The sequence below is a fragment of the uncultured Thiocystis sp. genome, from assembly GCF_903866365.1.
GTDB lineage: Bacteria > Pseudomonadota > Gammaproteobacteria > Chromatiales > Chromatiaceae > Chromatium.
This window is the reverse complement of the sequence record NZ_CAIPNF010000122.1, coordinates 1-22,958: the sequence shown is the minus strand read 5'-3', so window position 1 is coordinate 22,958 and position 22,958 is coordinate 1. Positions and strand designations below refer to the sequence as shown.

Below are 22,958 nucleotides of genomic sequence, written 5' to 3'. Positions count from 1 at the left end.
TTGAGCGCGGGTGCATGGATCGGAATGGAACGAAGGCCGACGAAATAAGTGCCACGCGGGGGGATGATGGAAAAACAACGAGCGGACGACATCGTCGAGTCAATGGCGGACGCGACTGTCTCATGCGAACAAACGGCCGAGGCGCGCCTGCGCGAGAGCGAGGCGCAACTCCAAACCATCTTCGATAACGCCTTCGTCGGCATCATGCTCCTGACCGGCGAGCGCGTCATTGCCCGCGCGAACGCCCGTCTCGCCGAGATGCTTGGCTACCGGGATCCGACAGAGTTGATCGGCCTCAGCGTCCGGACGCTGCATCTGTCCGAGGAGCGTTTCCTCGACTTCGGCAAGCGCTTCTTCGAGCCGCTGAGAAACCGCGAACAACCGCATGTCGAATATCAGCTAAAACGCCAGGATGGCCGCCCGTTTGACTGCTCGCTCTCGGGCAGGGCGCTCGATCCCGCCGTCCCCGCCGATTTATCCAAGGGCGTGATCTGGATCGTCGACGATATCGACGAACTCAAGCGCGTCGAGCGCGCGCTGCGCGAGAGCGAGGCCCGCTACCGCGCCCTGTTCGAGTCTGCCAGCGAGGGGATGCTGATCATCCGCGCTGGCCGCTTCGTGTCCGCGAACCTGGCGGCCCAGCGCATGCTCGGCCTGACTCTGGAGGATGGTCGCTGCGATTTGTCGCCCGCGGAACTCTCCCCGCCCTTCCAGCCCGACGGTCAGGATTCCGCGGTCAAGGCCCGACAGATGATCGAACTGACCCTCCAGCAGGGCAGCCATCGCTTCGAATGGGAGCACCAGCGAGACGATGGCGGGCGCTTTCAGGTCGAGGTCACCCTGTCGCGGGTCACGCTCGACGACGAGGATGCGCTGCTGGTGAGTTGGTACGACCTGAGCCGTCAGCATCAGATCGACTATCTCAGCGAGCACGATCAGCTGACCAATCTGCCCAATGCGCGCCTGCTGCGCAAACGCCTGACCCAGACGCTCAATTTCGCCGGCTTCGCCAATGCCTGCGTCGCTGTCCTGACGCTCGATCTGGACGGCTTCAAACACGTCATGGACTCCCACCGGCATGAGATCTGGGAGCAGGTGCTGAAGACCCTGGCCGGTCGGCTCGTGGCCAACGCGCCACCCGCCACGCTCGTGGCGCGCATCAGCGGGGATGTGTTCACCCTCGTGTTGGAAAACGCGTCCGATCGCGAGTGGACAACCCAACAGGCCCGGCGGCTTCAGGACTGTCTGCGCGCGCCGCTCCCGCTGCTCGATGGCAGCGAACTCTGCATGACCGTCTGTATTGGCGTCGCGCTCTATCCCGACGACGCGCGCGATGCCATCGAATTACTGAGAGACGCGGGATCGGCGCTGCATTCGGCCAAGAAAGCCGGCACGGGATCCATCGCCTTCTACACCCCCGAGATGACGTCCTCCTCCACCCATCGGCTACAACTGCTTCAACAGCTTCGTCAGGCGCTGCAACAGGACGAGTTCGAACTCTATTATCAACCGAAGATCGATCTCGCCACGGCGAGCATCATTGGGGGCGAGGCGCTGATTCGTTGGCGCCGCCCGGACGGCGCGCTGATCTCGCCGGGCGACTTCATCCCGCTGGTCGAGACCACCGACCTGGTGCACCCGGTCGGGCAGTGGGTGCTGCGCGCCGCGCTGAACCAGATGCGTCTCTGGTCGGCCGCGTCGCTGCCGCCCCAGCAGGTGAGCATCAATATCGCCGGGCCGCAATTCGCGAGCGAAACCCTGCCGGACGAGATTGCCGCCGTGCTGGCCGAGACCGGGATCGCGCCGCACCTGTTTCAGATCGAGCTGCTGGAAAGCCTGCTGCTGGACGATCCGGACAAGGCCCGCCGTCAACTCATCGCCATCCGTAAACTCGGCGTCACCGTGGCCCTGGACGATTTTGGCACCGGCTATTCCAGCCTCGCCTATCTCAGCAGCTTTCCGGTCGACATCCTCAAGATCGACCGCGGCTTCGTGAACAACCTGGTCGAGGACGCGGGCAACCTGGCGATCGTCCGCGCGACCATCGCCATGGCCCACGGCCTGGGCATCCGCGTGGTCGCCGAAGGGGTCGAGACGGATGCCCAGATCGCGCTTCTGCACCGCCTGGGCTGCGATCTCGTGCAGGGATACCGCACCGGCAAACCCATGCCGGCCGCTGACTTCGCGCGTCTGATCGCGGCCGATCCCGGCGCCATCCTGCCACCCGCGCTGATCAAATTGACCACCCAGGGCGTGCTGATCGTCGAGGATGACCCGGTACAACGCCGGCTCCTGAGCGCGCAGCTTGCCAATCAGGGGTTGACGATTTTCGCGGTGGATTGCGCGGAGGCGGTGTGGGAGATTCTGGCCGACGAGCAGATCTATCTGCTGATTGCCGACTACGGCCTGCCCGGGATGGATGGCATCACCCTGCTGGAGCAAACCCGCGAACGCTCTCCGGACATCGTGCGCATCATGCTCTCGGCGGCCAGCGAGACCGCGATCCCGTCCGGCGCCATCAACCGCGGCGGCGTCTTCCGCTATCTGACGAAACCCTGCCGCACCGAGGATCTGCGCGCGGCCGCGCACGAAGGCGTGCGGTTAGCCCGGATGCTGCGACAAACGCAGAACAAATTCGTGCCCCTTAGCGAGACGCTACGCCCGGTCAGATGAGCCCGGCCGCAATTTTCGGTTTGAACGTTACTGTATGAGCCGGAGTGTCCCTGACGCCGCTCCTGAAGCCGCTCCTGAAACCGTTCGTGGTGAGACTCTCGAACCATGAACGGCTTCACGCGCTGAGGCACCAGATCCCCGTTCGCCTGATTCGTTCGGTTTTTTCGCATCATCAGGCCATACTGAGAATTGCTGTGAGCCCGGCCGCAGCCTTGATTTTTGGGTCGCCAACCCAAGCCATTTCAACGCGACGAATCCACGCGAGACCAACATGCCGACACAACCCGCCTTCCGCCCATTGCAGCGCCCGCGCTCACGCACCGCCCGCGGGCTTTCGCTCACCGCGCTGAGCCTCCTCCTTTTTTCCACTGCGGGAACCGCCATGGACCAGGAACAACGCATCGACGACACCGCCCAGCAGGCACTGGCCGTCACCATCTATAACGATGACCTTGCACTGATCAAGGACCAGCGGAAGGTCACGCTGGAGCCCGGCGAAAACCGCCTCGCCTGGCGCACCGTTTCGGTCCGGATCCGCCCCGAGACGGCCCTGCTCAAGGACACCACGGGGCAACTCGCCCTGACCCTGCTGGAACAGAATTTCGACTTTGACCTGCTCACGCCCACCAGTCTGCTGAAAAAGTACGTCGGTCGCACGGTCCAAGTCATCCGCGTCAACGACGCCGGCGAGCGGACCACCGAGACGGCCACCGTGCTCGCCGTCAACGACGGCGTGGTGCTGCGCTATGACGACCGTATCGAAACGTCGGTGGTCGGCCATCTCGCCTTCCCCGATGTCCCCGAGAATCTGCGCGACCAACCCACCCTGGTACTGCATCTGGAGAGCGCGCGGGCCGGCACGGGCGATCTCGAACTCTCCTATCTGACCGGCGGTCTGTCCTGGAAGGCGGACTATGTGGCCGATCTCGCCCCGGACGGCCAGACCATGGATCTCAACGGCTGGGTGACCCTGACCAACGACAGCGGGATCGCCTATCGCAAGGCACAGGTCCAATTGGTGGCGGGCGAGGTGAATCAGGTCCAGGAGAGCCTGCCGATGCCGCGCATGGAGCGCGCGATGGCCCTGCCCGCGGCGGCGCCCATGCCGGAGGAAGAAAGTCTGGCGGAATATCATCTCTATACCCTGCCCCGTCCGACCGACATTCTGAATCAGCAAACCAAGCAGGTCGCGCTGCTGTCGGCGCCCAGGGTGCCATTCGTCAAGGAGTTGATCGTCAGGGGACAACCCTACGCCTACCAGACGCAAACCGGGGATGGCTGGACCAAGCTGCCGGTCGCGTCCACGCTGAAGTTCGTCAACCGGGACGGCAGTCTGGGGATTCCGCTGCCCAAGGGCGTGATTCGGGTCTATTCGAAAGACAGCCGCGGCAACGCCCAGTTCATCGGCGAGGACGCCATCGACCACACCCCGAAAAACGAGACGGTGGTGCTCAAACTTGGCGAGAGCTTCGATGTCACCGCGCGCCGCAAACAGACCGGCTTCAAGAAGCTGGGCGGCTCCACGGCCTATGATTATGCCTATGAAGCCGCCTTCGAGCTGGAACTCAAAAACGCCAAGCCCGAAGCGGTGACGGTCAAGGCGATCGAAACCATCCCCGGCGATTGGGAGATGGTCAAGGAGAGCCAGCCGCACACCAAGGAGGCATTCAATCTAGCGTCCTGGGAGGTCGTGATTCCCGCGGAGGGTTCAACGACGCTGAGCTGGCGGACGCGAATTCGGCATTAAAAATTGCGGTAAACCGAATAAAGAGCAGTCGAACCGCAAAGAACACAAAGAACGCAAAGGATTCAATATCTGGCATCGATGACGACAGTCGCCGGGGGATGAATGTCGTGCGAACTGCAACATCTTGTTTTGCTTCGTTTACTTTGCGCCTTTGCGGTTCGACTGTTGTATTAGGGATCAAGCCCGCTCCACCGGAAACGCGAGCACGCCGTCGATGCGGTCGATGCCGGTTGCCATCATCAACAGCCGGTCCAGCCCCAGCGCCACGCCCGAGCACTCCGGCATCCCGGCCGCCAGCGCCGCGAGCAGCCGTTCGTCGAGCGGCGGTTCGGGCTGTCCCCGGCGTCGCCGTTGCGCCAGATCGGCCTGAAAACGCGCCCGCTGCTCGGCGGCATCCGTGAGTTCTTGAAAGCCGTTGGCCAGTTCGACCCCTTCGAGATACAGCTCGAAACGCTCGGCAACCGGGATGGTGCCGGGGCGGATCCGGGCCAGCGCCGCCTGACTAGGCGGATAGTCGACCAGAAAGGTCATGCCATCGCGACCCAGACCGGCTTCCAGACAGTGGGTCAGGAGCAGATCGAGCCAGGCGTCCGCGTCCAGATCCAGACTGGCCGCATCGGCGATTCCGGCTGCCAGCGCCGCGCCGCGCAGATCCTCGACGGTCGCGGACCAAGGGTCCAGATGCAGACGTTGCAGGAACAACTCGCGATAGGCGATCCGTTCGACGGGCATCGTCGGACGTTGCAACGCCACGCGCGTCAGCGCGGCCACTTCGTCCATGAGTCGCCGCGGATCCCAGCCGGGACGGTACCATTCCAGCAGACTGAATTCGGGGTGGTGCAAACGGCCGCACTCGTCGTCGCGGAAGACCTTGCAGATCTGATAGATGGGTCCGCTGCCCGCGGCCAGCAGGCGTTTCATCGGGAATTCGGGCGAGGTCTGGAGATACAGCGAGCGCGCCGGCCCAACGCCGCCGACGGACAGACTGGCCAGCGCCGGATCGGTGACCGCCGCCTGGGAGAGGATCGGCGTCTCGACTTCCAGGACGCCCGCGGCCGCGAAAAAGGCGCGCAGACGCGCGAACAGGTCCGCGCGGGCCTGGATCATGGAGAGAGCAGCGCTGGGGCGCCAGTCGTTCGGGAGATGGTCGGGAAGCATTGTTCTGAATTGGACGGCGCAGCCGCCAGGCGATCGTTACCCCAGGGACATGCCGCGCGCCGCCCCCCTGTCGGCGCTCCCGGGATGGCCGCAGGGTGCGGTTCAGGCGTCCTTCACGCGCGAGACGTATTCTCCGATGCGGGTGTCGACCTTGATGGATTCGCCCGACTGGACGAACAAGGGGACGCGCACCACGGCGCCGGTCTCCAGCGTGGCCGGCTTGCCGCCGCCGCCCGAGGTATCGCCCTTGAGGCCCGGATCGGTTTCGACGATCTGCAAGACCACGAAATTGGGAGGATCGACCGCCAGCGGGGCACCGTTCCAGAGGGTCACCTTGCAGACATCGTTATCCTTGATCCACTTCGCGGCCTCGCCGACCGCGTTCGCATCGGCGGTCATCTGCTCGAAGCTCTCGGGATCCATGAAGTGCCATTCCTCGCCGTCGTTGTAGAGATACTGCATCTCCGTATCATGGACGTCGGCCGCCTCGACGGTATCGCCCGACTTGAAGGTCTTTTCCACGGTTCGCCCGGTCTTCAGATTGCGCACTCGCACCCGATTGAAGGCTTGCCCCTTGCCGGGCTTGACGAACTCGTTCTCGACGATGTTGTACGGATCCCCGTCCAGCATGATCTTGAGTCCGCCCTTGAATTCACTGGTACTGTAAAAAGCCATGCCATCCTCGTTTTCTGTGAAACTCAATCGTGCAATGGTAACGCGAAGCCCCGCCGCTTGTCAGACCGATACCATGCGGATCGCCTCTGGCGAGACCGCCGCCTGGAAGCAGGCCCTCGCCGCGTCCTTCACCGAGGTCGCGGCCCTGCTCGATTCGCTCGGCCTCGATGGCAAGGATTTTCCGGATCTCGACCGAACCTCCCCGCTCGCCTTCCGCCTGCTGGTGCCGCGCGCATTCGCCGCGCTGATGCGCCCCGGCGATCCCAATGACCCCCTGCTCCGACAGGTGCTGCCGCGGGTCGCCGAACGGGCGGGAAGCGACGGCTATGTCAACGACCCCGTCGGCGATGCCGCCGCCGATCGCGGTCACGGTCTGCTGCAAAAATACGCGGGGAGAGCGCTGCTGATCGCCACCGGCGCCTGCGCGATCCATTGCCGCTATTGTTTCCGCAGACATTTCCCGTATGCCGCCATGGGATCCGCAGCGATGCGCGATGCCTCCGCACTCGCCCGGATTGCGGCGGACCGGTCACTGTCCGAGGCGATCCTGAGCGGCGGCGACCCCTTGATGCGCGATGACCGGTCGCTTGAGAGGCTCATCGCCGAACTCGATGGCATCGGGCATCTGCGCCGCCTGCGCATCCATACCCGACTCGCGGTCGTGCTGCCGAACCGGGTAACGGAACGGCTCTGCGCCACCCTCGGCGGCTCGCGTCTCACTCCCGTGGTGGTCATTCATGCCAATCATCCCAATGAGTTGGGACCGGCGGCCGAGCAGGCGGTGCAACGGCTGCGACGCGCCGGGGTCACCGTTCTGAATCAAAGCGTCCTGCTGCGGGCGGTCAACGACGACAGCACGACACTGCGCCAGCTCAGCGAACGGCTGTTCCAATGCGGCGCCCTGCCCTATTATCTCCATCAGCTCGATCCTGTGGCGGGCGCGGCGCATTTCCAGGTCACCGACCCATGCGCAATCGCGCTGATCGCGTCCTTGCGCGAACAGCTACCCGGTTATCTGGTTCCGCGACTGGTTCGCGAAATACCGGGAGCAGGCTCGAAAATACCTATCTTCTGAATCGGCGAAGAATTCTCGTTCCTGCGTCTCGCGCCTTATTCTCTTTCACAAATCACGCGCAAAGGCCGATAATCAGTCATCCGTGATTTATCCGCTTCCGCCGACACCTCAGGATGTCCGTGCAAAACCAAACCGCCACCCTGCTGTTCATCACCTCCGAGACAACCGAAGCCGAACGGCTGATCGGCATCTTGCGCGAGGACGGTTTCGCGGCGAAAAGTGTCGCGATTCCGCATGCGGAACGCCTTGAGGAAGTGATCGCGCAACGCGCCTGCGACATGATTCTCGGTTGCGGCTATGACCGCAACGTCGATCTTGACGGCCTGTTCGCCGCGTATCGCAAACTGGAAGGCGATATCCCGCTGCTCGTGATCGGCGAAGCCGACAGTCATGCCAGCGATTTAATCAAGGCAAGACGGGCAGGCGCGCGGGATCTGCTCCAGCGCAACGACAACGAACACCTGAAATTCGCGGTCTCGCGAGAATTTACCGATCTGCTGAAACGGCGGGTGGCCAGCGCACTGCACGAACGCCTGCGGCTCTGCGAACAGCGTGACCGCGAACTCATCGCGGTCACCAGCGCGGGGGTCGCCTTCGTCCAGGACGGCCTGCATCTCGATGCCAATCCGGCCTACCTCAACCTGTTCGGCTACGCCGACCTCGACGAACTGCAAGCGACCCCCTTTCTCGATCTCTTCATTCCCGCACAGCAAAAGCAGATCCGCGAGGTACTGCGCGGCGGCGACGCCTCCGCGCTGGGCGAGCCATTAGAGATCGCCGTGACCTGCCGGCGGTCCGATGACAGACAGTTCCAGGCGCGGCTGCTCGCCGCGCCGTCCGAAGCCGATAACGAGCCCTGTCTCCGGCTGATTCTGAGCGCCATCGACGATGCCCCCAAGGCGACGTCCGACACGACGCAGACGCCATCCAGCAGCGCTGAAACGGAGCTCGCGCGCCTGCTGGCCGAGATTGACAATCATCTCGACAGCGAACGCATGGTCAAACGGCCATTCGCGATCTTCTATATCCGCGTCAACCAAAGCACGCAGTTGTTCCACGATCTGGGACTCATCCAGGGCCTCAAAAAACTCAATGATTTCGAGACCGTTCTCACCTCCACTGTGGCTGATCGCGGTTTTCTGGCGCGGGTGAACGATGACGGTTTCGGACTGATCGTCGACAGCCTGGGCGAATTCGAAGCGAAGGCATTGGCCGAACACATCAAATCGACAGCCCGCCTGCCTGGCCCCGCCGCCGCCAGGGAGCGCGCTGGAGCCGACTGCGAGATCGGCTATTACCTGGTCAGGGATCGGGCCGCGGCCGCGGAAGACATTCTCAATGCCGCCCATCGGCTCTGCATCGGTCATGAATTCGCCGGTCAAGCGCACACGTCGGGCCTGGAATCGGGAACATCGCTGGCCGCGCGCGCCAAGCAAGGGGCGGAGGACAACGATGCGTCCATGACGCGCAAGATCGAATCCGCGCTGCAGCATGATCGGCTCAAGCTCGTCTATCAGCCCATCATCAGTCTCATGGGAGACAACCAGGAGAACTACAGCGTTCTGATTCGCCTGCTCGACGAGGAAGAAAATCTCTATGAAGCCAAGGATTTCATTGGCCCCGCGATCCGCGCCGGACTGATCGAACGGATCGACCAATGGGCCATCCGCGCGGCGATCCAGATCATCGGCGAACAACGTCGGGCCGGACATAACATCAGTTTATTCGTCAACCTGTCCGAGGACACTTTTCGCAATCCCAACACGATTCTGTGGATCTGCGATTGTCTGCGTGAATTCGACGTTCGCGGCAACTGGCTGACGTTCCAGTTCCAGGAGGAATTGGTCGTCGGCAATCTGGCAAGTATTGGCAAACTGATCGAAACGCTCAGAAAAATCAAATGCCGCGTCGCGGTCAACCGATTCGGCGCGGTCGAGCGACCCGAACTCCTGCTCCAGGGTTTGACCCTGGACTATGTGCTGTTACAGACGAATTTCGCCCACGAACTGGCGGACGATCCAGCCAAGCAACAGCAACTCATCGCGCTTGCCACCCTCGCGCGCGAATTCAACGTCAAGAGCATCGTTACCGGGGTCGAGGATGCGCGCGCACTCACCGTTCTCTGGACCGCCGGAGTCGACTATGTTCAGGGCAATTTCCTGCAACGCCCATCGCCAACGCTCGAAATGCAAGCCTGAATCCCTGAGATCGAACCTGAATGCGGGTTCGTCGTGGATCTGTCGCTCATGGACACACAGACTGGCTATCTGACGCGCAAGCGCCATCACTGGCCCAAGTCCCATCCGTATCGGGTAAACCTGGCGAATAGGAGAGAAATATGAGATCACTCGTAGAACCGCGATTTATTGTTGGTTTGCCGCGGTCAGGCAGTACCTTGTGGTCTCGAGTATTCGCCGAAGATGAAACGGTTTTGTGTTTTCGAGAAATGCACTTCCTCTCGCTCTGGCGAAAGGATTTCCGGTATTTCCTCAAGAAGCATGTTGGTCGTCTGTCAGAGAACAGCGGCGTCACCCGTCTGGTCGATGCACTGATCGACGAACAAAAAACGAGTTTCCTGAAAGGCAATTTCTGGATGCAGCTACGGAAACATGACCCGGATTTATTGGCGCGGAATATTTACGAAAGACTGTTGCCGACCGACCGCTCGCTTAGCGAAATTTTCAAGGCGATCATCGAGGAAGCCTGCCTGATTCGCGGTTACCGCAAGTGCATGGTGAAATTTCCAGTCTATGTTTCGCAGATGGATTTCTTACGTCAATGCTATCCAAAGGCGCCGATCGTTCACATCACGCGCGATCCAAGAGCTATTGCCGCCTCGAAAACCAACGATCCCGGCGGAGTCGGAAAATTCATCAAACAACATCCATGGATGGAACCCTCGCTCCGCATGGCCGCGCTCTTGTTCGTCGTCATGCAATACAACCTGGCCGCGCGGACGCATCAAAAGCATTCCGGCCAACATCACTATCAACTCTTTTATTACGAAGATCTGCTAGCAAACCCTGAAAAAGTGATCGCCGAGCTCTGTGAATTCGCTGAGCTGATCTGGTCCGAATCCATGCTCGATCCGAAATCCGGCCAGCCATCGAGCCTGACCGGCCAACGCAGAAGCGGTTTCGATCCAAATGCCGCTTCGCGATGGAAAGACGTTCTGTCAAATCGAGAAGTCCGTTTCATCGAGTTCATGACGAAATCCGCACAAGCGAAATATGGCTTCCATCGCCGATGAGGTCGCGCCACGATGGCCCGCCTGAGCCTGAGTAAATCGTCACTGACCCGGGAGACGCGCCAGCTTCAGACCTTCGAGCGGTTTTTGCCCGCGCTCGATCTGAAGCGCAAGCAACTGATGGCCGAGCGCGCCAAGGCGCTGGCCGAACAGCAACGGATCCAGGACAGACTGCTCGCCCTGCGCGACGAGGTCCGACAAAAGCTCCCCATGCTCGCCAACCGCGACATCGCGCTCGACGGTCTGGTGAGGCTGCGCGGGGTGCGTCTGGGACAGGAAAACATCATGGGGACACGGCTGCCGCTGCTGCTCGGGGTGGATCTGGAACGGCGCGACTACGGTTTCCTGAGCCGGCCGCACTGGGTCGACCGGCTGGTGGACGTCTGGTCGCGGATGCTCGAACAGCGGGCGCGCCTGGCGCTTCAGGCACGCCGGGTCGAACTGCTGGAAGAGGCCGTGCGCAAGGTCACGCAGCGCGTCAATCTGTTCGAGAAGGTGTTGATCCCGCGCACCCAGGCGAACATCAAGCGGATTCGCATCGCGCTCTCCGATGCCGAGCGGACCGCCGTGGTGCGTTCCAAGATCGCCAAGGGCAAGCGGCTGCGCGAGGGTCTGGCATGAGCATCCTCGCCCTGAACCGACTGACCCTCGCCGGTCTCGCCGGGGAGAAAGACGCGGTCCTGGAACGGCTCCAGGCGCTCGGCTGTCTGCATCTGTTGCCGCTCGGTCCGGCACCCGCGGAGCCGGAACGCACCCCGCCCGCGCACGCGGTCGAGGCCCTCAAGGCGCTGCGCTATCTGCGCGACCTGCCGGAGAAACGCCGTCAGGTGCGCGCGGATCCCGCCTTCGACATCGACCGCACCATCCAGACGGTGCTGGACAACCAGCAGCGTCTGCGCGACGTCAGCGACCGCCGCGACGCCCTGCGCCAGCGCCTGATCGAACTGGAACCCTGGGGCGATTTCGCGCTGCCCTCGCCCGCCGATCTCGCGGGGCGCAAGCTCTGGTTCTATCGCGTGCCGCAGCGCCAGATGGCTGAATTAACAAGTCTCGATCTGCCCTGGCAGGTGGTGCATCGCGACCATCGCCAATCCTGGGTGGTCGTGATCCATCCGGACGAACCGCCCCGCGACGCGCTCCCGGTGCCGCGCGCCCACACCGGAGCGCTCAGTCTGACCGAGGTGCGCCGACGCCTGGAGTCCGCCGAACTGGAGCTCGAGGAGGTCCAGGCCGAGCGGCACGCGCTCACCCGCTGGATCTATCTGCTGTCGAGTCATCTGGCACAGGCCGAGGACGAGGCCCGGATGCGCTTCGCGCAAAGTCAAACCCTGGACGACGAGGCGCTGTTTCTGGTCCAGGGCTGGGTCGCCGAGCGCGATACCGAGGGCGTCCGCGCGCTTGCCGATGATCTGGGTCTGGCCATGATCCTGGAGCCGCCCGGCCCGGAGGACGCGCCGCCGACCCTGCTGGAGAATCCCGCGCCGATCGCCGCCGGCGAGGATCTGGTCGGTTTCTATCAGATGCCGGCCTATCGCGCCTGGGATCCGTCGCGGGTGCTGTTTTTTTCATTCACCGCCTTTTTCGCCCTGATCCTCTCCGATGCCGGCTACGCACTGGTGCTGGGCGTGCTGCTCGCCGCCTACTGGCGCCGGCTTGGGCGTGGCGATCTGGGGCGTCGACTGCGCCTCCTGGCCGCCGCCCTGACCGGCGCCTCGCTGGGCTGGGGGATCCTGGTCGGCAGCTATTTCGGCGTCTCGCCCGCGCCCGAGAGCCTGTGGGGACATCTCAAGCTGCTGGATGTCAACGATTTCGACAGCATGATGAAGATTTCGGTCGGAATCGGCGTGCTGCATCTGATCCTCGCCAACGCGGAAATGGCGGCGGTCAATCGCGGTCGCGCGAGCGGACGCGCCGCCCTGGGTTGGATCGCGACCCTGATCGGCGGTTTCGCGCTCTGGCTGGGCAGCGGCAACACGGCCCCGGTCTGGCTGTCCCAATCCGGCCAAGCGTTGACGATCGGCGGACTCGCGGGCGTCTTTCTCCTGGGCAGCGAGCGTCGCCCGGACAGCCTCAAGGCGGCCGCCCTCCGTGGGCTCGACGGTCTGGCGCAACTGGTCAAGGTCACGCAGGTTTTCGGCGATGTGCTGTCCTATCTGCGCCTCTTCGCGCTGGGTCTGGCTTCAGCCTCGCTGGCCATCACCTTCAACGATCTGGCGCGACAGGTGGCGACGGACCTGCCCGGACTGGGGCTCTTTCTCGCGCTGCTCATTCTGCTGGTCGGGCACGCGCTCAATCTGGCGCTCAGTCTGATGAGCGGCGTGGTGCACGGTCTGCGGCTGAATTTCATCGAATTCTATAACTGGGCCCTCTCCGGCGAGGGCTATCCCTTCAAGCCTTTCAAGAAAGCGGAGTTAAGCGATTGACGACTCTCAGGGCTGAAGACCCGGAGATTCTCGACCTCACGGTCGGAGGTTTCTGTTTCGCTGAGGATTGCCCAGGGGAAATGGCTTGGTTTTCGCCGTAAAGCTCCCGCAGTGGGGAGCTTTACGGCTGCGAGCCGACGCCATGCTCCCCCAGGTCTCACATCCTCTCCGCAGACTTCACATCCCGCTCGCCCAGCGGTAGGTCTTGCGACATGGCGATTCTACTCGACACGGCGAAAGCAGGCTCGATTTTGAACGCCCTGAAGGGCGGGGTTTCAACCGGAGGAAATTTTTATGAACGAGTTCGTGATTGCCCTGGGTTGGGCGGGGCTGTACGGCGCCATGGCCCTGGCGTCCATCGGGAGCGTGATCGGTTGCGCGGTGGCCGGACAGGCGGCGATCGGGGCCATGGTCGATACCGACTCCGGCTATGGGCGTTACCTCGGCGTTTCCGTGATGCCGTCCTCGCAAACCATCTATGGCATCGTCGTCATGTTCACCCTGCAACGCGACGTGACCCCGGAAAATGCGCCCGCCCTGTTCGGAATTGGCATCCTCTGCGGTCTGGCGTTGATGTTCTCGGCGATTCGCCAGGGTCAGGCGTGCGCCTCGGCCATCCATGCCAGCAAGACCAAGCCCGAGATCTTCGGTCTGTCGCTGGCGCCGGCGGCCATCGTCGAGGGCTTCGCGGTCTTCGCCTTCGTCTTCGCGCTGGTGCTGGCCGGCAATATTCCAGGCTGACCGGACAGGGGAGCAGAGATGATGGCGACACCGGACCGAAAAGCGACCCAGGATCTGGCCTCCTCGGGCGTCGAGACCTTGATCGAACGGCTGCGCGACGAGGGCGTCCTGGCCGGGCGCTCGGAGGCGGAGCGCATCGAGGCCGAGGCGAAACGACAGGCGGCGCGAATCGTGCGCGAGGCCGAGGCGCGCGCGCAGCAGATCGTCGAGACCGCGAGCCAGCAGGCGGAGACGCTCAGAAAGGGCGGCGAGGAGGCGCTGCGGATTGCCATGCGCGACACCGTGCTGCGTCTGAAGGCAGAACTCTCGGATCGTTTCAGCGACGAGGTCAAGCGGCTGATCGCGGCGAAAATGGAACAGGGTGCCTTTCTCGAACGCCTGATCCTGGAAGTCGCCGCCACCGGTCGCGCCGAGGCCGGGCTCGACGCCGGGCAGGCGGTCGAGATCCAGCTTCCGAAGGCGCTGGTCAGTCCGGAGGAATTGCGGCGCGACCCGCTGGAACTGCGCGAAGGCTCGCTCTCGCATTTCGTGCTGTCGCTCGCCGGCAACATCCTGGCCGCCGGCGTCACCTTCGCGGTCGACCATCAGGAATCGCGCGGCATCCGGCTCTCGCTCAAGGACAAGGACGTGCAGATCGACCTCACCGACGACAAGGTCGCGGCCATCCTGCTCGCGCACCTGCAACCGCGTTTTCGCGCCATCCTCGAAGGCACTGTGAAATAAGGAGCCCAGGATCGTGACCGACGCCCATCGCTACGCCATGCTGTTGAGCGCCCTGCCCGATCACGGGCCGCTTTTCGGCGCCAAACAGACGCCCCTGTCGCGCATCCGGTTGAATCAGCGTCTGGCCCTGCTGGATCCGGAGGACTTCGCGTGCCTGCAAACCCTCGGCGCTCTGCAGGATTGGGCACGGCAGGATCTGGACCAGAGCGACACGCAAGCCGTCGAGCGGGCCAACCGGCTCGTGCCGACCATCGCCCATCCCTTCGTCCGCGATCTCGTGATCTGGCGGCTGGAACTGCGCACCCTGGTCGCGGCGCTACGCCGCCGCCGGCGCGGCGATGCCGCGCCGAACGATAACCGCTGGGGCTTTGGCCGCTGGGTGGCGCAGATCCGACGCCACTGGCACGAGCCCGGATTTCGTCTCGACGGCGCCTTTCCCTGGCTGCCCGAGGCCAATCGTCTGCTCGCCCTGGACGACAGCCTCGGGCTGGAGCGGCTGTTGCTCGGCGCCGCCTGGACTCGCCTGGAACGGCTCAGCGACGGACATTACTTCGATTTCGAGGCGGTCGTGATCTATGTCATGCGCTGGGATCTGATCGCCCGCTGGACCGGCTACCGCGGCGAGGCGGCGACCCAACGCTTTGACGAACTGGTCGCGGCCGGAATGACCGCGATCGCGCTCGACCCCATCACGGAAACGCGACCATGACATCCGCATCTGCCATGCCGACTCAACCCGACAGTCCTGCCCGCATCGTCTCCATCCAGGAGAGTCTGGCGACGATCGAGGCCGGCTGGAAGGATGGCGCGCGCCTGCCGCTGAAAAAAAACGAGGTGGTGTTCATCCTGCCCGAGCGGACCGGACTGGATGACCGGCACGAGGAACTGAAATCCGAGATCCTGCGGATCCGCGGCGATCTGGCCGATATCCAGGTGTTCGAGGATACCCGCGGGGTGTCGATCGGCGATCCGGTGCGCCAGACCGGCGAGTTGCTGTCGGTCATCCTGGGTCCGGGGCTGCTCGGCGAGATCTACGACGGGCTGCAGAATCCACTGGAGAAGCTGGCGATCCAGCACGGTGTTTTTCTGCCGCGCGGGATCGACCTCGACGCCCTGGACATGCACCGCAAGTGGTCATTCGTGCCCGGCGTGCGGCACGGCGCCAGACTGCGCGCGGGCGGGGTGCTCGGTACCGTGCAGGAGGGACTGTTCACGCACAAGATCATGGTGCCCTTCGATCAGACCGGCGAGGTCGAGGTGACCTGGATTCAGGAAGGCAGCGTCACCGTCGATACCCCGGTGGCGCGGATTCGCGATCGTCAGGGTCATGAAACCTCGCTCGACCTGACCCAGCGCTGGCCGGTGCGCCGGGTGCTGACCGAGCACATGCTGCGCACGCGCACCGCCGAACGTCTCTATCCCGACCAACCGCTGACGACCACCATCCGTCTGATCGACACCTTCTTCCCGGTGGCGCGCGGTGGGACCGGCTGCATTCCTGGCCCCTTCGGTGCCGGCAAGACCGTCTTGCAGCATCTGCTGGCCAAACATGCGGGCGTCGACATCGTCATCGTGGTCGCCTGCGGCGAGCGCGCCGGCGAGGTGGTGGAGACCATCACCGAGTTCCCGCAGCTGCGTGACCCCAAGACCGGCGGCTCGCTGATGGACCGCACCATCATCATCTGCAACACCTCGTCCATGCCGGTCGCCTCGCGCGAGGCGTCCATCTATACCGGCATCACGCTCGGCGAGTATTACCGTCAGATGGGCTTTGAGGTGCTGTTGCTGGCCGACTCCACCTCGCGCTGGGCGCAGGCGATGCGCGAGACCTCCGGGCGCTTGGAGGAAATCCCCGGCGAGGAGGCATTCCCTGCCTATCTGGACTCGGCGATCCGCGGACTCTACGAACGCTCCGGCGTGATCCGGGGCGCCGACGGCGCGGTGGGCAGCCTGACCATGATCGGCAGCGTCTCCCCGGCCGGCGGCAATTTCGAGGAACCCGTCACCCAATCGACCCTGGGCACGGTCAAATGCTTCCTCGGACTCTCCTATGACCGCGCCTACAAACGCTTCTACCCCGCCATCGACCCGCTCATCTCCTGGTCGCGCTATCTGGAACAGCTCGCCCCCTGGTATGCTCGTCATCTGGACCCGAACTGGAACGAACAGGTGCGCGCCATGCAGGATCTCCTCGCGCGCGGCGACGCCGTGCAGCAGATGATGCAGGTGACGGGCGAGGAAGGGATCACGACCGAGGACTATGTCGTTTTTCAGCAGGCACTGCTGCTGGATATGGTTTATCTGCAACAGGACGCCTTCGACAAGGTCGACGCCTCGGTGCCGATGGAACGCCAGCAATTGACCTTCAACCTGTTGTACCGGCTGATCGGGCGTGATCAGGTCTTTGCCGACAAGGCGGACGTGCGTCAATTCTTTACGCGCATCACCAATCTGTTTAAAAATTTCAATTACTCTGCGCCGGAGTCACCGGATTTCAAGCGTCTTCTGGGCGAAATCGCGGGACTTGCGGAAACGATTCCGCTAGCGTCGACGGTTCGGCGCGATTCGGTATTAGAGCCTTCTTCTTCGGGGTAAATGACCACCGAACAATTTTTTTGAACGAGGCAGAGATCGAGACAGACTTATGGCAAATGACACGAATGTTACATGGCACGAGCATCAGGTTTCGCGTTCCCAACGCGAGTCAATGTATGGGCATAAGGGTTGCGTTATCTGGTTTACCGGACTCAGTGGCTCAGGTAAGAGTACGGTCGCCAATACCCTCGACCATAAGCTGCATGGGCATCGTGTCCATAGCGCGGTGCTCGACGGAGATAATGTCCGTCATGCGCTCAATGCCGGTCCTGGAATGCTGCAGGAAACCCATGGAGAGGAATTTGCTCGGCGCTTTGGCCTTGGTTTCTCGGCCATCGATCGGGAAGAGAACATTCGACGCATCGGTGCGGTCGCGCAACTCTTTTCAGAGGCTGGCATCATTGTATTGACGGCGTTTATCAGCCCGTATCGCAGAGATCGCGATATGATCCGACAATCGATGAAACCAGGTGAATTCATAGAGGTTTTTGTCGACACCCGCATCGAAATCTGCGAAACGCGGGATCCAAAGGGGCTTTATAAGAAGGCGCGCGCCGGGGAAATCAAGGGGTTCACGGGTATCGACGATCCTTATGAAGCGCCATTATCGCCAGAACTCACGCTCCGCGCGGGGGAAAAGACTCCCGAGAGTCTCGCCGACGAGGTCATCGACTATCTTCTGGTCCAGGGCATCCTCGATCGGGGGTTCATGACAGACGCGTTCAGCGGCGCCTGAACTCCCGGACGGATCTCTCGCACTGCCCGCCAGTGCTTAAAAGAATCGAGCGGCGCTTTGCGCCGCCCGATGTCGACTTGAGTCGTCCGAGGAACTTTTTCTATCCCTGCTGCAACAACGCGCGCAGATCGGCAATCGCGGCATTCGCCCGCGAGATATAGGACGCCATCACCAGCGAGTGATTGCCCATCGGCCCGAAGCCGGTGCCATTGAGGATCATCGGACTCCAGATCGGATTCTGAGTGTTCTGTAATTCACGGGCGATCTGCTTCAGCGACACCAGTGCATTCTTGTCCTTGAGCACGGACTCGAAATCGATCTCCAGCGCCTGAAGGGTGTGCAACAGCGCCCAGGTATAGCCGCGCGCCTCGAAAAAGATGTCGTCGATCTGGAACCAGGGCGTTTTGTTGCTCGCTTGCTCCGGGGCCGGTTTCGACTGGCGGGCGCTGGGATCGCCGGCCAGATCCGTATTCAAGTGGGACTGACCGACCGCATAGGAGAGTCGCTGGGCCAGACTTCCCAGACGCTTTTCGACGGTCTGAAGATAGACGGTCAAATTGTCGGAACGCGCGAAAAACTGTCCGTCCAGCGCATTATTGTCAGTGAGACGGTTGAAGTAGCGATACAGCGCATCCGCGCCTTTGCGATATTCCGACTCGGTCGATGGCAGGATCCAGGAGTCGGAATTGTAATTGAACTGGGGCTGCGCGACCTGGAGATCCTTATCCTCGGCCGATTGGGATTGGGCGCGACTGAAATCATTGCGCAGCGAATCCGAGAGGTCGCGCAGTTCGGTCAGGGCGCCGAATTCCCAGTTTGGGATATTGTCCAGATAGATCCCCGGCGGGGTCATGTCATTGGTGAGATAACCGCCCGGCTTGTCCAGCAGGGTCTCGGCGATACGGATGGCGGTCGCCGCCGTGGCGGTGCCCGTCACCAGTTTGGTGGCGTCGTTATCGACCAAGGACAGCGCCTGTTCGCGCACGTCGAACCTGGCGGGCGAATGGGACCAGACAATCCCCAGGATCGCCACCACGATGAGATAAGTGACCAGAAACAGACCGACGGTCCACCAGAACCCCTTCTCTTTCCAGACGCGGGGATCGTAGAGCGTGACGACTTGGGTCACTTTCTTGGTCAGTGCGGGTTTTTTAAGGGATGCGTGAACATCCATGGCGTTCTCCTTGTGATGATGAGTAGGGTAATTTGCGATGTTTCAATCCGCGCCCAGCTTCGCAGGACGACATTGCACGGAACAGGTTACCCCATCCCGTGCGCATGATCCCCTGAAGGCGAGGCTTCAGGCGGAGGAGTGCGATGAAACCGCATCGTAACGTCCGCCGTGGCTTGTCAGGAGGCCGACGCAACGCGGTCATTCCGGATACGGGTTGTATTAATGGACTAAATCGGGGCAAATCGCTCGATTTCCACTTGACGCTCAGGCGAAATCGCGCTGCACGATCTCGCTCGCTCGTCGGCAGATCTCGCGCCCGTAGTCGGTCCACTCGCCCTGTCCCCAGTAGCGATAGCAACTGGTTTGCGAGGCCATCAGATGAAAGAGCGCGTTGCGGTAGCTGGGATGATCGGTCGAGACGCCGGGGCGCAACACCTTTTCGTTAAAGAGCGAACTCGCCTCTTCCATCGGCCCGAGCAGATTGTCGTAGCCCTTGACCCAGGAAAGGTCATTGGTCCAACTGCCGCCTTCCATGTGAAAGCGTCCGTCCTCCTGCTTGAGTTCCGCGATCGCCTTGGCCAGCTTCTCGGGGCCATCGCCCGGCTGGATCCGCGCCCAGATGCGGTCGTGGAAGATCGGCTGAATCTCGGGGAAATCGCTTTCCTGGATGCCCATGGCAAACAGATGTTCCAGATATTCGCTGGCATTCATCATCGGATTCGCCGAGTGACTGGAGAGCGCGGCGACTTCCATGAACTTGCCGGGGAACTCGTTCATCATCACGCCGCCGTTCTCGCCATCGGCGATCTGGGTGACCAGCGGCGGGATGGATTTCCCGGCAAGCTCGACGCGATTGAGCCCCTGCGCCTCGTACCAGGGCTGCATCTGGGCCACCAGCTTAGTGTCCGACCCCTGGGTCTTGATGATCGCGATGATGCTCGCCGTCTCGCCTTTTGAATTGGTGCAGACCAGCCGGTGCGGGAGGTGGGGGCGCTCCGGATGCCGGGCGTTGCTGACCTGCTGCACCGAATGTTCCTGAATCAGCACCCATTGAAATCCGCAGTCGACCAGGGTCTTGACGAATTCGTAGGCGACATCGGGATGATTCGGCAGCGCCATCTCGGAGGGCGAGAAGCCGCGCACCCGCTCCAGCGCCTCCCAGCCGAAGATGGCCGCGAAATGATGCTGGAAGGCTTTGACATGCAGCCGATAATCCTGCACCGGCGTGGACGGCGCCACCGCGTGGCCCCAGGGCATGCCCAGCCATTCGGCGGCCCAGTTATAGTCCGGGTTGCAAGTGATGGTCTTGAGCGCGTCGATGACATGGTTCTCGCCCATCTTGCGCAGACCGTGCAGCAGGGTGCCGGAATATTCCAGCATACAGCGCGGCGATTTGCCTTCCCCGACCAGTTGCGGGATGAACTCGCCCATCCGTTTGTAACACCAGACAAAGGCCGGCGCGTTGTAATTATCGCCGATGTGCTGATTGTGCATCATGTGCTGGAGATTGCTGATCAGCGCGGCGGTGCGCAGATCGCCGCCGCCGGCGGGGATCAGCGGCTGATGCTGATGCAGCGCGATGGCGGTCGCGGAACGGATGGACCCGAAGTCGATCCGACCGCTGTCAGCGAACAGGGTCCGCGCGCGCCCCCGCGCGACGACCTGCTCCAGCTCGGCTTCATGGCCGGAGACGTTTGGGACATCGCCGATGTATTCAGGCAGTTGATTCACGAAAAACTCCTTAACATGCAATAGATTGTGTTCAATGAGACGATTGATCCGGAGATGGCTGATCCGGAGATGGCGTCGCGGGCTCGTCGAAGGTCTCCGGCGTGATTGCGACCACAGCGACCCCAGCGTCGACGGACGTTTCCGGCACGACCGGAGATTCGCTGACCGGCGCGGCGTCGGCGAGCGGTTCCGCAGCGACCGGCGCGGTGTCTTCGGGCGTTGACCCGACCACGATGCCGATTTGCGCCAGCGCCGCGCGACTGGCCGTCAGATCGGCCTCGGCGCGCGGCACCCAGTCCTCGCCCCAGTAGAGGTTGCAGCTTGTCTCGGCCCGCAGCAGGGATCCCAGCGCGGCGGCGATGGCCTCGGCATGCGGGCCTTCGGTGAGACCGCGCTCGCCGGCAAACCAGCGGGCATCATGGACCGAACGGCTGACCAGGGCAAAATCGGCCAAGGCCCGCCGCTGGCGCTCCGACCCCGTCCATTGGGTGAAATCGCGTCCGTGGTGCCAGCCGGTATTCCAGGCGCCGGTGCGCACCCGCACCTCGCCATGCGCGCCATGAGTGTTGAGATAGTCGCTGATAAAGGTGGGCACGACCTCCGACTCGCCGGCGGCTACCCGTTCCAGCAGCGGCCGATAGAAGACGCTCCAGAAATTGGCCCCTTCGGTCACATTGCGGAACCAGCCGCCGTTCTCGCCATCGGTGCAGGTCGTCACCAGCGGCGGGAAATCGCACCATTTGGTGCGCTCGGCGACTTCGGCGAGGAACCAGTCCAGATCCATGCCGGATTCCTGGGCGTCCGAGAGTTCGCGGTCGCGCACGATGACGGTGATCGTGTCGTCTCCGTAGCGGGCGAGGTGCGGACGATAGCGGGCTTCCTGCCAGCTCATCTCGGTGACCGGCTCGATATGTTCGCTGTCGACCAGGACATAGCGATAGCCGAAGGCACGCAGCAGCGGGATAAGTTCCATCGAGAAGCCCATCTCAGGCGGCCAGAAGCCCTGGAAGCGCGGACGCCAGAGCAGATGATGGGCGATCCCGAGCCAGCGCCGCAGATGTTCCTGGCGGTCGGCCTCGGGGATCAGGGGCAGCACCGGATGGTAATAGCCGGTGCCGAGCACCTCGAACAGCGATTGATTCTGCAAGTGCCAGAGCAGCGAGCCGCAGTCCACGATGCCATAGACCCGTTGTTGAAACGCCGGATCCGACAGGGTCTCCAGCAGGGTTCCGGACAGGGACAGATGGACGCGGGCGTGGGCCTCCTGGCCCCATAGACTGCGCGGAATGCGATCGAGGGCGAACAGGATCTCCTTGGCTTCCCAGGTCTGGTGCTCCAGAAGATCCTGGAGATTGCCGGGGGGCTGATGGAGATTGAGCACGAGTGCGTGGTAAGCAATCATCGTTGACGAAACCCGGACGGTGATGGATCGGTCAAGGATACCAAAGGCCAGCCTCAAGACACACCGGGGTGCCATGCGGGACAGGGTGAGCGCGTATAATTTTTTCTGAAATCAATAAAATCAAACAGTTAAGATGCGAGCTTCACAATACATATGAACTGTAACTTATTGATTTATAGGGGTACGCGCTCGCCCTGCCATGCGGGAGCGCGCCGGGACTTGAGCGCGTGCGCCAGCAACGCCATCTGAACCAATCACCCAACGGCCCTGGAGTTGCCCATGCCCCACGTCATCATCGACCCGGACTCCCTGTCGCTGACAGAACGCTTCGCGCTGATCAGAAGCCCGCTGCGCACCCGGGCTCGCTATCCGGAAGGCTGCGTCACGCTCGCGGACGATGAAGAGATTGCCCGTGCTGGCGCGGATCCCGAGCGCCACCTGCATCCAGCCGTCGTTTATGGACCATCCGCCTCGTCCGAAGGCCAGCGCATCTATTATCTGGTTCGGTGGTTGGGATAAAACCCGATCCAACCCTCAGCCTGCCGGCAGGCTGACGCCTGGCGTTCCGATCACGCGTTCCCTGCCTGAAATTACGTGTATTCTATCCATGTCTAAGGTAGATTACCGAAGGTTCTGAAATCGATCGCTGCCCGCCATGGAAGCGCGAAGCGCGAGGCGGGTAGTCCCCGGTAGGCGTCGGCGCGAGCGTGCCGCCGCAGGGGCGAAGGGGCCAGTGGTCCCGAAGCCGCGAAGGCGGTATGCAGAGCGCATCCGGCACGCCGTCAAGCCATTCGCGTAGGGCCGGTGCGCAGCCCGAGCGCGCCCTTTGGGCGCTGCTCGTGGCGGAGCGGCGGTCCG

18 protein-coding genes are annotated in these 22,958 nt (G+C 62.6%); 13 read left to right on the top strand and 5 right to left on the bottom strand.

Annotation, left to right across the window (positions count from 1 at the left end; translation table 11 throughout):
- Positions 1-66: 66 nt before the first annotated feature.
- Complete coding sequence (locus QZY07_RS07435; protein ID WP_295401220.1) at positions 67-2,673, top strand: EAL domain-containing protein; 2,607 nt, start codon at positions 67-69, stop codon at positions 2,671-2,673.
- Between the two features lie 271 nt (positions 2,674-2,944).
- Complete coding sequence (locus QZY07_RS07430; protein ID WP_295401219.1) at positions 2,945-4,420, top strand: DUF4139 domain-containing protein; 1,476 nt, start codon at positions 2,945-2,947, stop codon at positions 4,418-4,420.
- Between the two features lie 177 nt (positions 4,421-4,597).
- Here QZY07_RS07430 and epmA read toward each other — a convergent pair whose 3' ends face one another.
- Together epmA and efp are read right to left on the bottom strand one after the other, a co-directional pair.
- Positions 4,598-5,578: an EF-P lysine aminoacylase EpmA gene (gene epmA, locus QZY07_RS07425; protein ID WP_295401217.1), complete on the bottom strand. Its 981-nt coding sequence runs from the start codon at positions 5,576-5,578 to the stop codon at positions 4,598-4,600.
- 102 nt (positions 5,579-5,680) lie between these two features.
- A complete protein-coding gene (gene efp / locus QZY07_RS07420) occupies positions 5,681-6,253 on the bottom strand; it encodes an elongation factor P (RefSeq protein WP_295401216.1) in 573 nt (190 codons plus the stop codon).
- A gap of 73 nt (positions 6,254-6,326) precedes the next feature.
- Here efp and epmB point away from each other — a divergent pair, with 73 nt between their 5' ends.
- The 10 genes from epmB (at position 6,327) to cysC (ending at position 17,793) form a co-directional block, all read left to right on the top strand.
- Complete coding sequence (gene epmB, locus QZY07_RS07415) at positions 6,327-7,328, top strand: EF-P beta-lysylation protein EpmB (RefSeq protein WP_295401214.1); 1,002 nt, start codon at positions 6,327-6,329, stop codon at positions 7,326-7,328.
- A 113-nt stretch (positions 7,329-7,441) separates the two neighbouring features.
- Positions 7,442-9,526 carry an EAL domain-containing protein gene (locus tag QZY07_RS07410; protein ID WP_295401212.1) on the top strand — a complete coding sequence of 695 codons (2,085 nt, stop codon included), beginning with the start codon at positions 7,442-7,444 and terminating at the stop codon, positions 9,524-9,526.
- A gap of 140 nt (positions 9,527-9,666) precedes the next feature.
- Entirely contained in the window at positions 9,667-10,578 is a 912-nt protein-coding gene (locus QZY07_RS07405; RefSeq protein WP_295401211.1) for a sulfotransferase, read from the top strand.
- Between the two features lie 12 nt (positions 10,579-10,590).
- Positions 10,591-11,196 carry a V-type ATP synthase subunit D gene (locus QZY07_RS07400; protein WP_295401210.1) on the top strand — a complete coding sequence of 202 codons (606 nt, stop codon included), beginning with the start codon at positions 10,591-10,593 and terminating at the stop codon, positions 11,194-11,196.
- The gene (locus QZY07_RS07395) at positions 11,193-12,998 is read left to right on the top strand and encodes a V-type ATPase 116kDa subunit family protein (protein ID WP_295401208.1); all 1,806 of its coding nucleotides are present in this window, start codon (positions 11,193-11,195) and stop codon (positions 12,996-12,998) included. Before QZY07_RS07400 ends, QZY07_RS07395 begins: the two co-directional genes overlap by 4 nt.
- A gap of 294 nt (positions 12,999-13,292) precedes the next feature.
- Positions 13,293-13,739 (top strand): ATP synthase subunit C, encoded by a 447-nt coding sequence (locus QZY07_RS07390; RefSeq protein WP_295401207.1) that lies wholly within the window; start codon positions 13,293-13,295, stop codon positions 13,737-13,739.
- Positions 13,740-13,760: 21 nt separating this feature from the next.
- Entirely contained in the window at positions 13,761-14,462 is a 702-nt protein-coding gene (locus tag QZY07_RS07385; protein ID WP_295401205.1) for a hypothetical protein, read from the top strand.
- Between the two features lie 13 nt (positions 14,463-14,475).
- Positions 14,476-15,171, top strand: a complete 696-nt coding sequence (locus QZY07_RS07380; protein ID WP_295401203.1) for a hypothetical protein — start codon at positions 14,476-14,478, stop codon at positions 15,169-15,171.
- Positions 15,168-17,057, top strand: coding sequence for a V-type ATP synthase subunit A (locus tag QZY07_RS07375; protein WP_295401202.1), 1,890 nt, complete (start codon positions 15,168-15,170; stop codon positions 17,055-17,057). The genes QZY07_RS07380 and QZY07_RS07375 overlap by 4 nt, the downstream gene beginning before the upstream one ends.
- Before the next feature lie 49 nt (positions 17,058-17,106).
- Positions 17,107-17,793, top strand: a complete 687-nt coding sequence (gene cysC, locus QZY07_RS07370) for an adenylyl-sulfate kinase (RefSeq protein ID WP_295401200.1) — start codon at positions 17,107-17,109, stop codon at positions 17,791-17,793.
- Between the two features lie 100 nt (positions 17,794-17,893).
- Here the strand turns inward: cysC and QZY07_RS07365 are convergent, their stop codons facing one another.
- The 3 genes from QZY07_RS07365 to QZY07_RS07355 form a co-directional block, all read right to left on the bottom strand.
- Complete coding sequence (locus tag QZY07_RS07365) at positions 17,894-18,967, bottom strand: DUF2333 family protein (protein ID WP_295401198.1); 1,074 nt, start codon at positions 18,965-18,967, stop codon at positions 17,894-17,896.
- 264 nt (positions 18,968-19,231) lie between these two features.
- Entirely contained in the window at positions 19,232-20,698 is a 1,467-nt protein-coding gene (locus tag QZY07_RS07360) for a glycosyl hydrolase family 57 (protein ID WP_295401197.1), read from the bottom strand.
- 31 nt (positions 20,699-20,729) lie between these two features.
- Positions 20,730-22,100: a glycoside hydrolase family 57 gene (locus QZY07_RS07355; protein ID WP_295401195.1), complete on the bottom strand. Its 1,371-nt coding sequence runs from the start codon at positions 22,098-22,100 to the stop codon at positions 20,730-20,732.
- Between the two features lie 279 nt (positions 22,101-22,379).
- Between QZY07_RS07355 and QZY07_RS07350 the strand changes: the two genes are divergently transcribed.
- Entirely contained in the window at positions 22,380-22,619 is a 240-nt protein-coding gene (locus QZY07_RS07350; protein ID WP_295401192.1) for a hypothetical protein, read from the top strand.
- Positions 22,620-22,958: the final 339 nt, after the last annotated feature.

What these genes read in the sequence shown, in the direction of transcription:
- QZY07_RS07395 (WP_295401208.1), top strand. Translation starts at nt 11,193, where the DNA reads ATGAGCATCCTCGCCCTGAACCGACTGACCCTCGCCGGTCTCGCCGGG.
- QZY07_RS07355 (WP_295401195.1), bottom strand. Translation starts at nt 22,100, where the DNA reads ATGATTGCTTACCACGCACTCGTGCTCAATCTCCATCAGCCCCCCGGC.
- efp (WP_295401216.1), bottom strand. Translation starts at nt 6,253, where the DNA reads ATGGCTTTTTACAGTACCAGTGAATTCAAGGGCGGACTCAAGATCATG.
- QZY07_RS07400 (WP_295401210.1), top strand. Translation starts at nt 10,591, where the DNA reads ATGGCCCGCCTGAGCCTGAGTAAATCGTCACTGACCCGGGAGACGCGC.
- QZY07_RS07435 (WP_295401220.1), top strand. Translation starts at nt 67, where the DNA reads ATGGAAAAACAACGAGCGGACGACATCGTCGAGTCAATGGCGGACGCG.
- epmA (WP_295401217.1), bottom strand. Translation starts at nt 5,578, where the DNA reads ATGCTTCCCGACCATCTCCCGAACGACTGGCGCCCCAGCGCTGCTCTC.
- QZY07_RS07385 (WP_295401205.1), top strand. Translation starts at nt 13,761, where the DNA reads ATGGCGACACCGGACCGAAAAGCGACCCAGGATCTGGCCTCCTCGGGC.
- QZY07_RS07390 (WP_295401207.1), top strand. Translation starts at nt 13,293, where the DNA reads ATGAACGAGTTCGTGATTGCCCTGGGTTGGGCGGGGCTGTACGGCGCC.
- QZY07_RS07430 (WP_295401219.1), top strand. Translation starts at nt 2,945, where the DNA reads ATGCCGACACAACCCGCCTTCCGCCCATTGCAGCGCCCGCGCTCACGC.
- QZY07_RS07410 (WP_295401212.1), top strand. Translation starts at nt 7,442, where the DNA reads ATGTCCGTGCAAAACCAAACCGCCACCCTGCTGTTCATCACCTCCGAG.
- epmB (WP_295401214.1), top strand. Translation starts at nt 6,327, where the DNA reads ATGCGGATCGCCTCTGGCGAGACCGCCGCCTGGAAGCAGGCCCTCGCC.
- QZY07_RS07375 (WP_295401202.1), top strand. Translation starts at nt 15,168, where the DNA reads ATGACATCCGCATCTGCCATGCCGACTCAACCCGACAGTCCTGCCCGC.
- QZY07_RS07365 (WP_295401198.1), bottom strand. Translation starts at nt 18,967, where the DNA reads ATGGATGTTCACGCATCCCTTAAAAAACCCGCACTGACCAAGAAAGTG.
- cysC (WP_295401200.1), top strand. Translation starts at nt 17,107, where the DNA reads ATGGCAAATGACACGAATGTTACATGGCACGAGCATCAGGTTTCGCGT.
- QZY07_RS07350 (WP_295401192.1), top strand. Translation starts at nt 22,380, where the DNA reads ATGCCCCACGTCATCATCGACCCGGACTCCCTGTCGCTGACAGAACGC.
- QZY07_RS07405 (WP_295401211.1), top strand. Translation starts at nt 9,667, where the DNA reads ATGAGATCACTCGTAGAACCGCGATTTATTGTTGGTTTGCCGCGGTCA.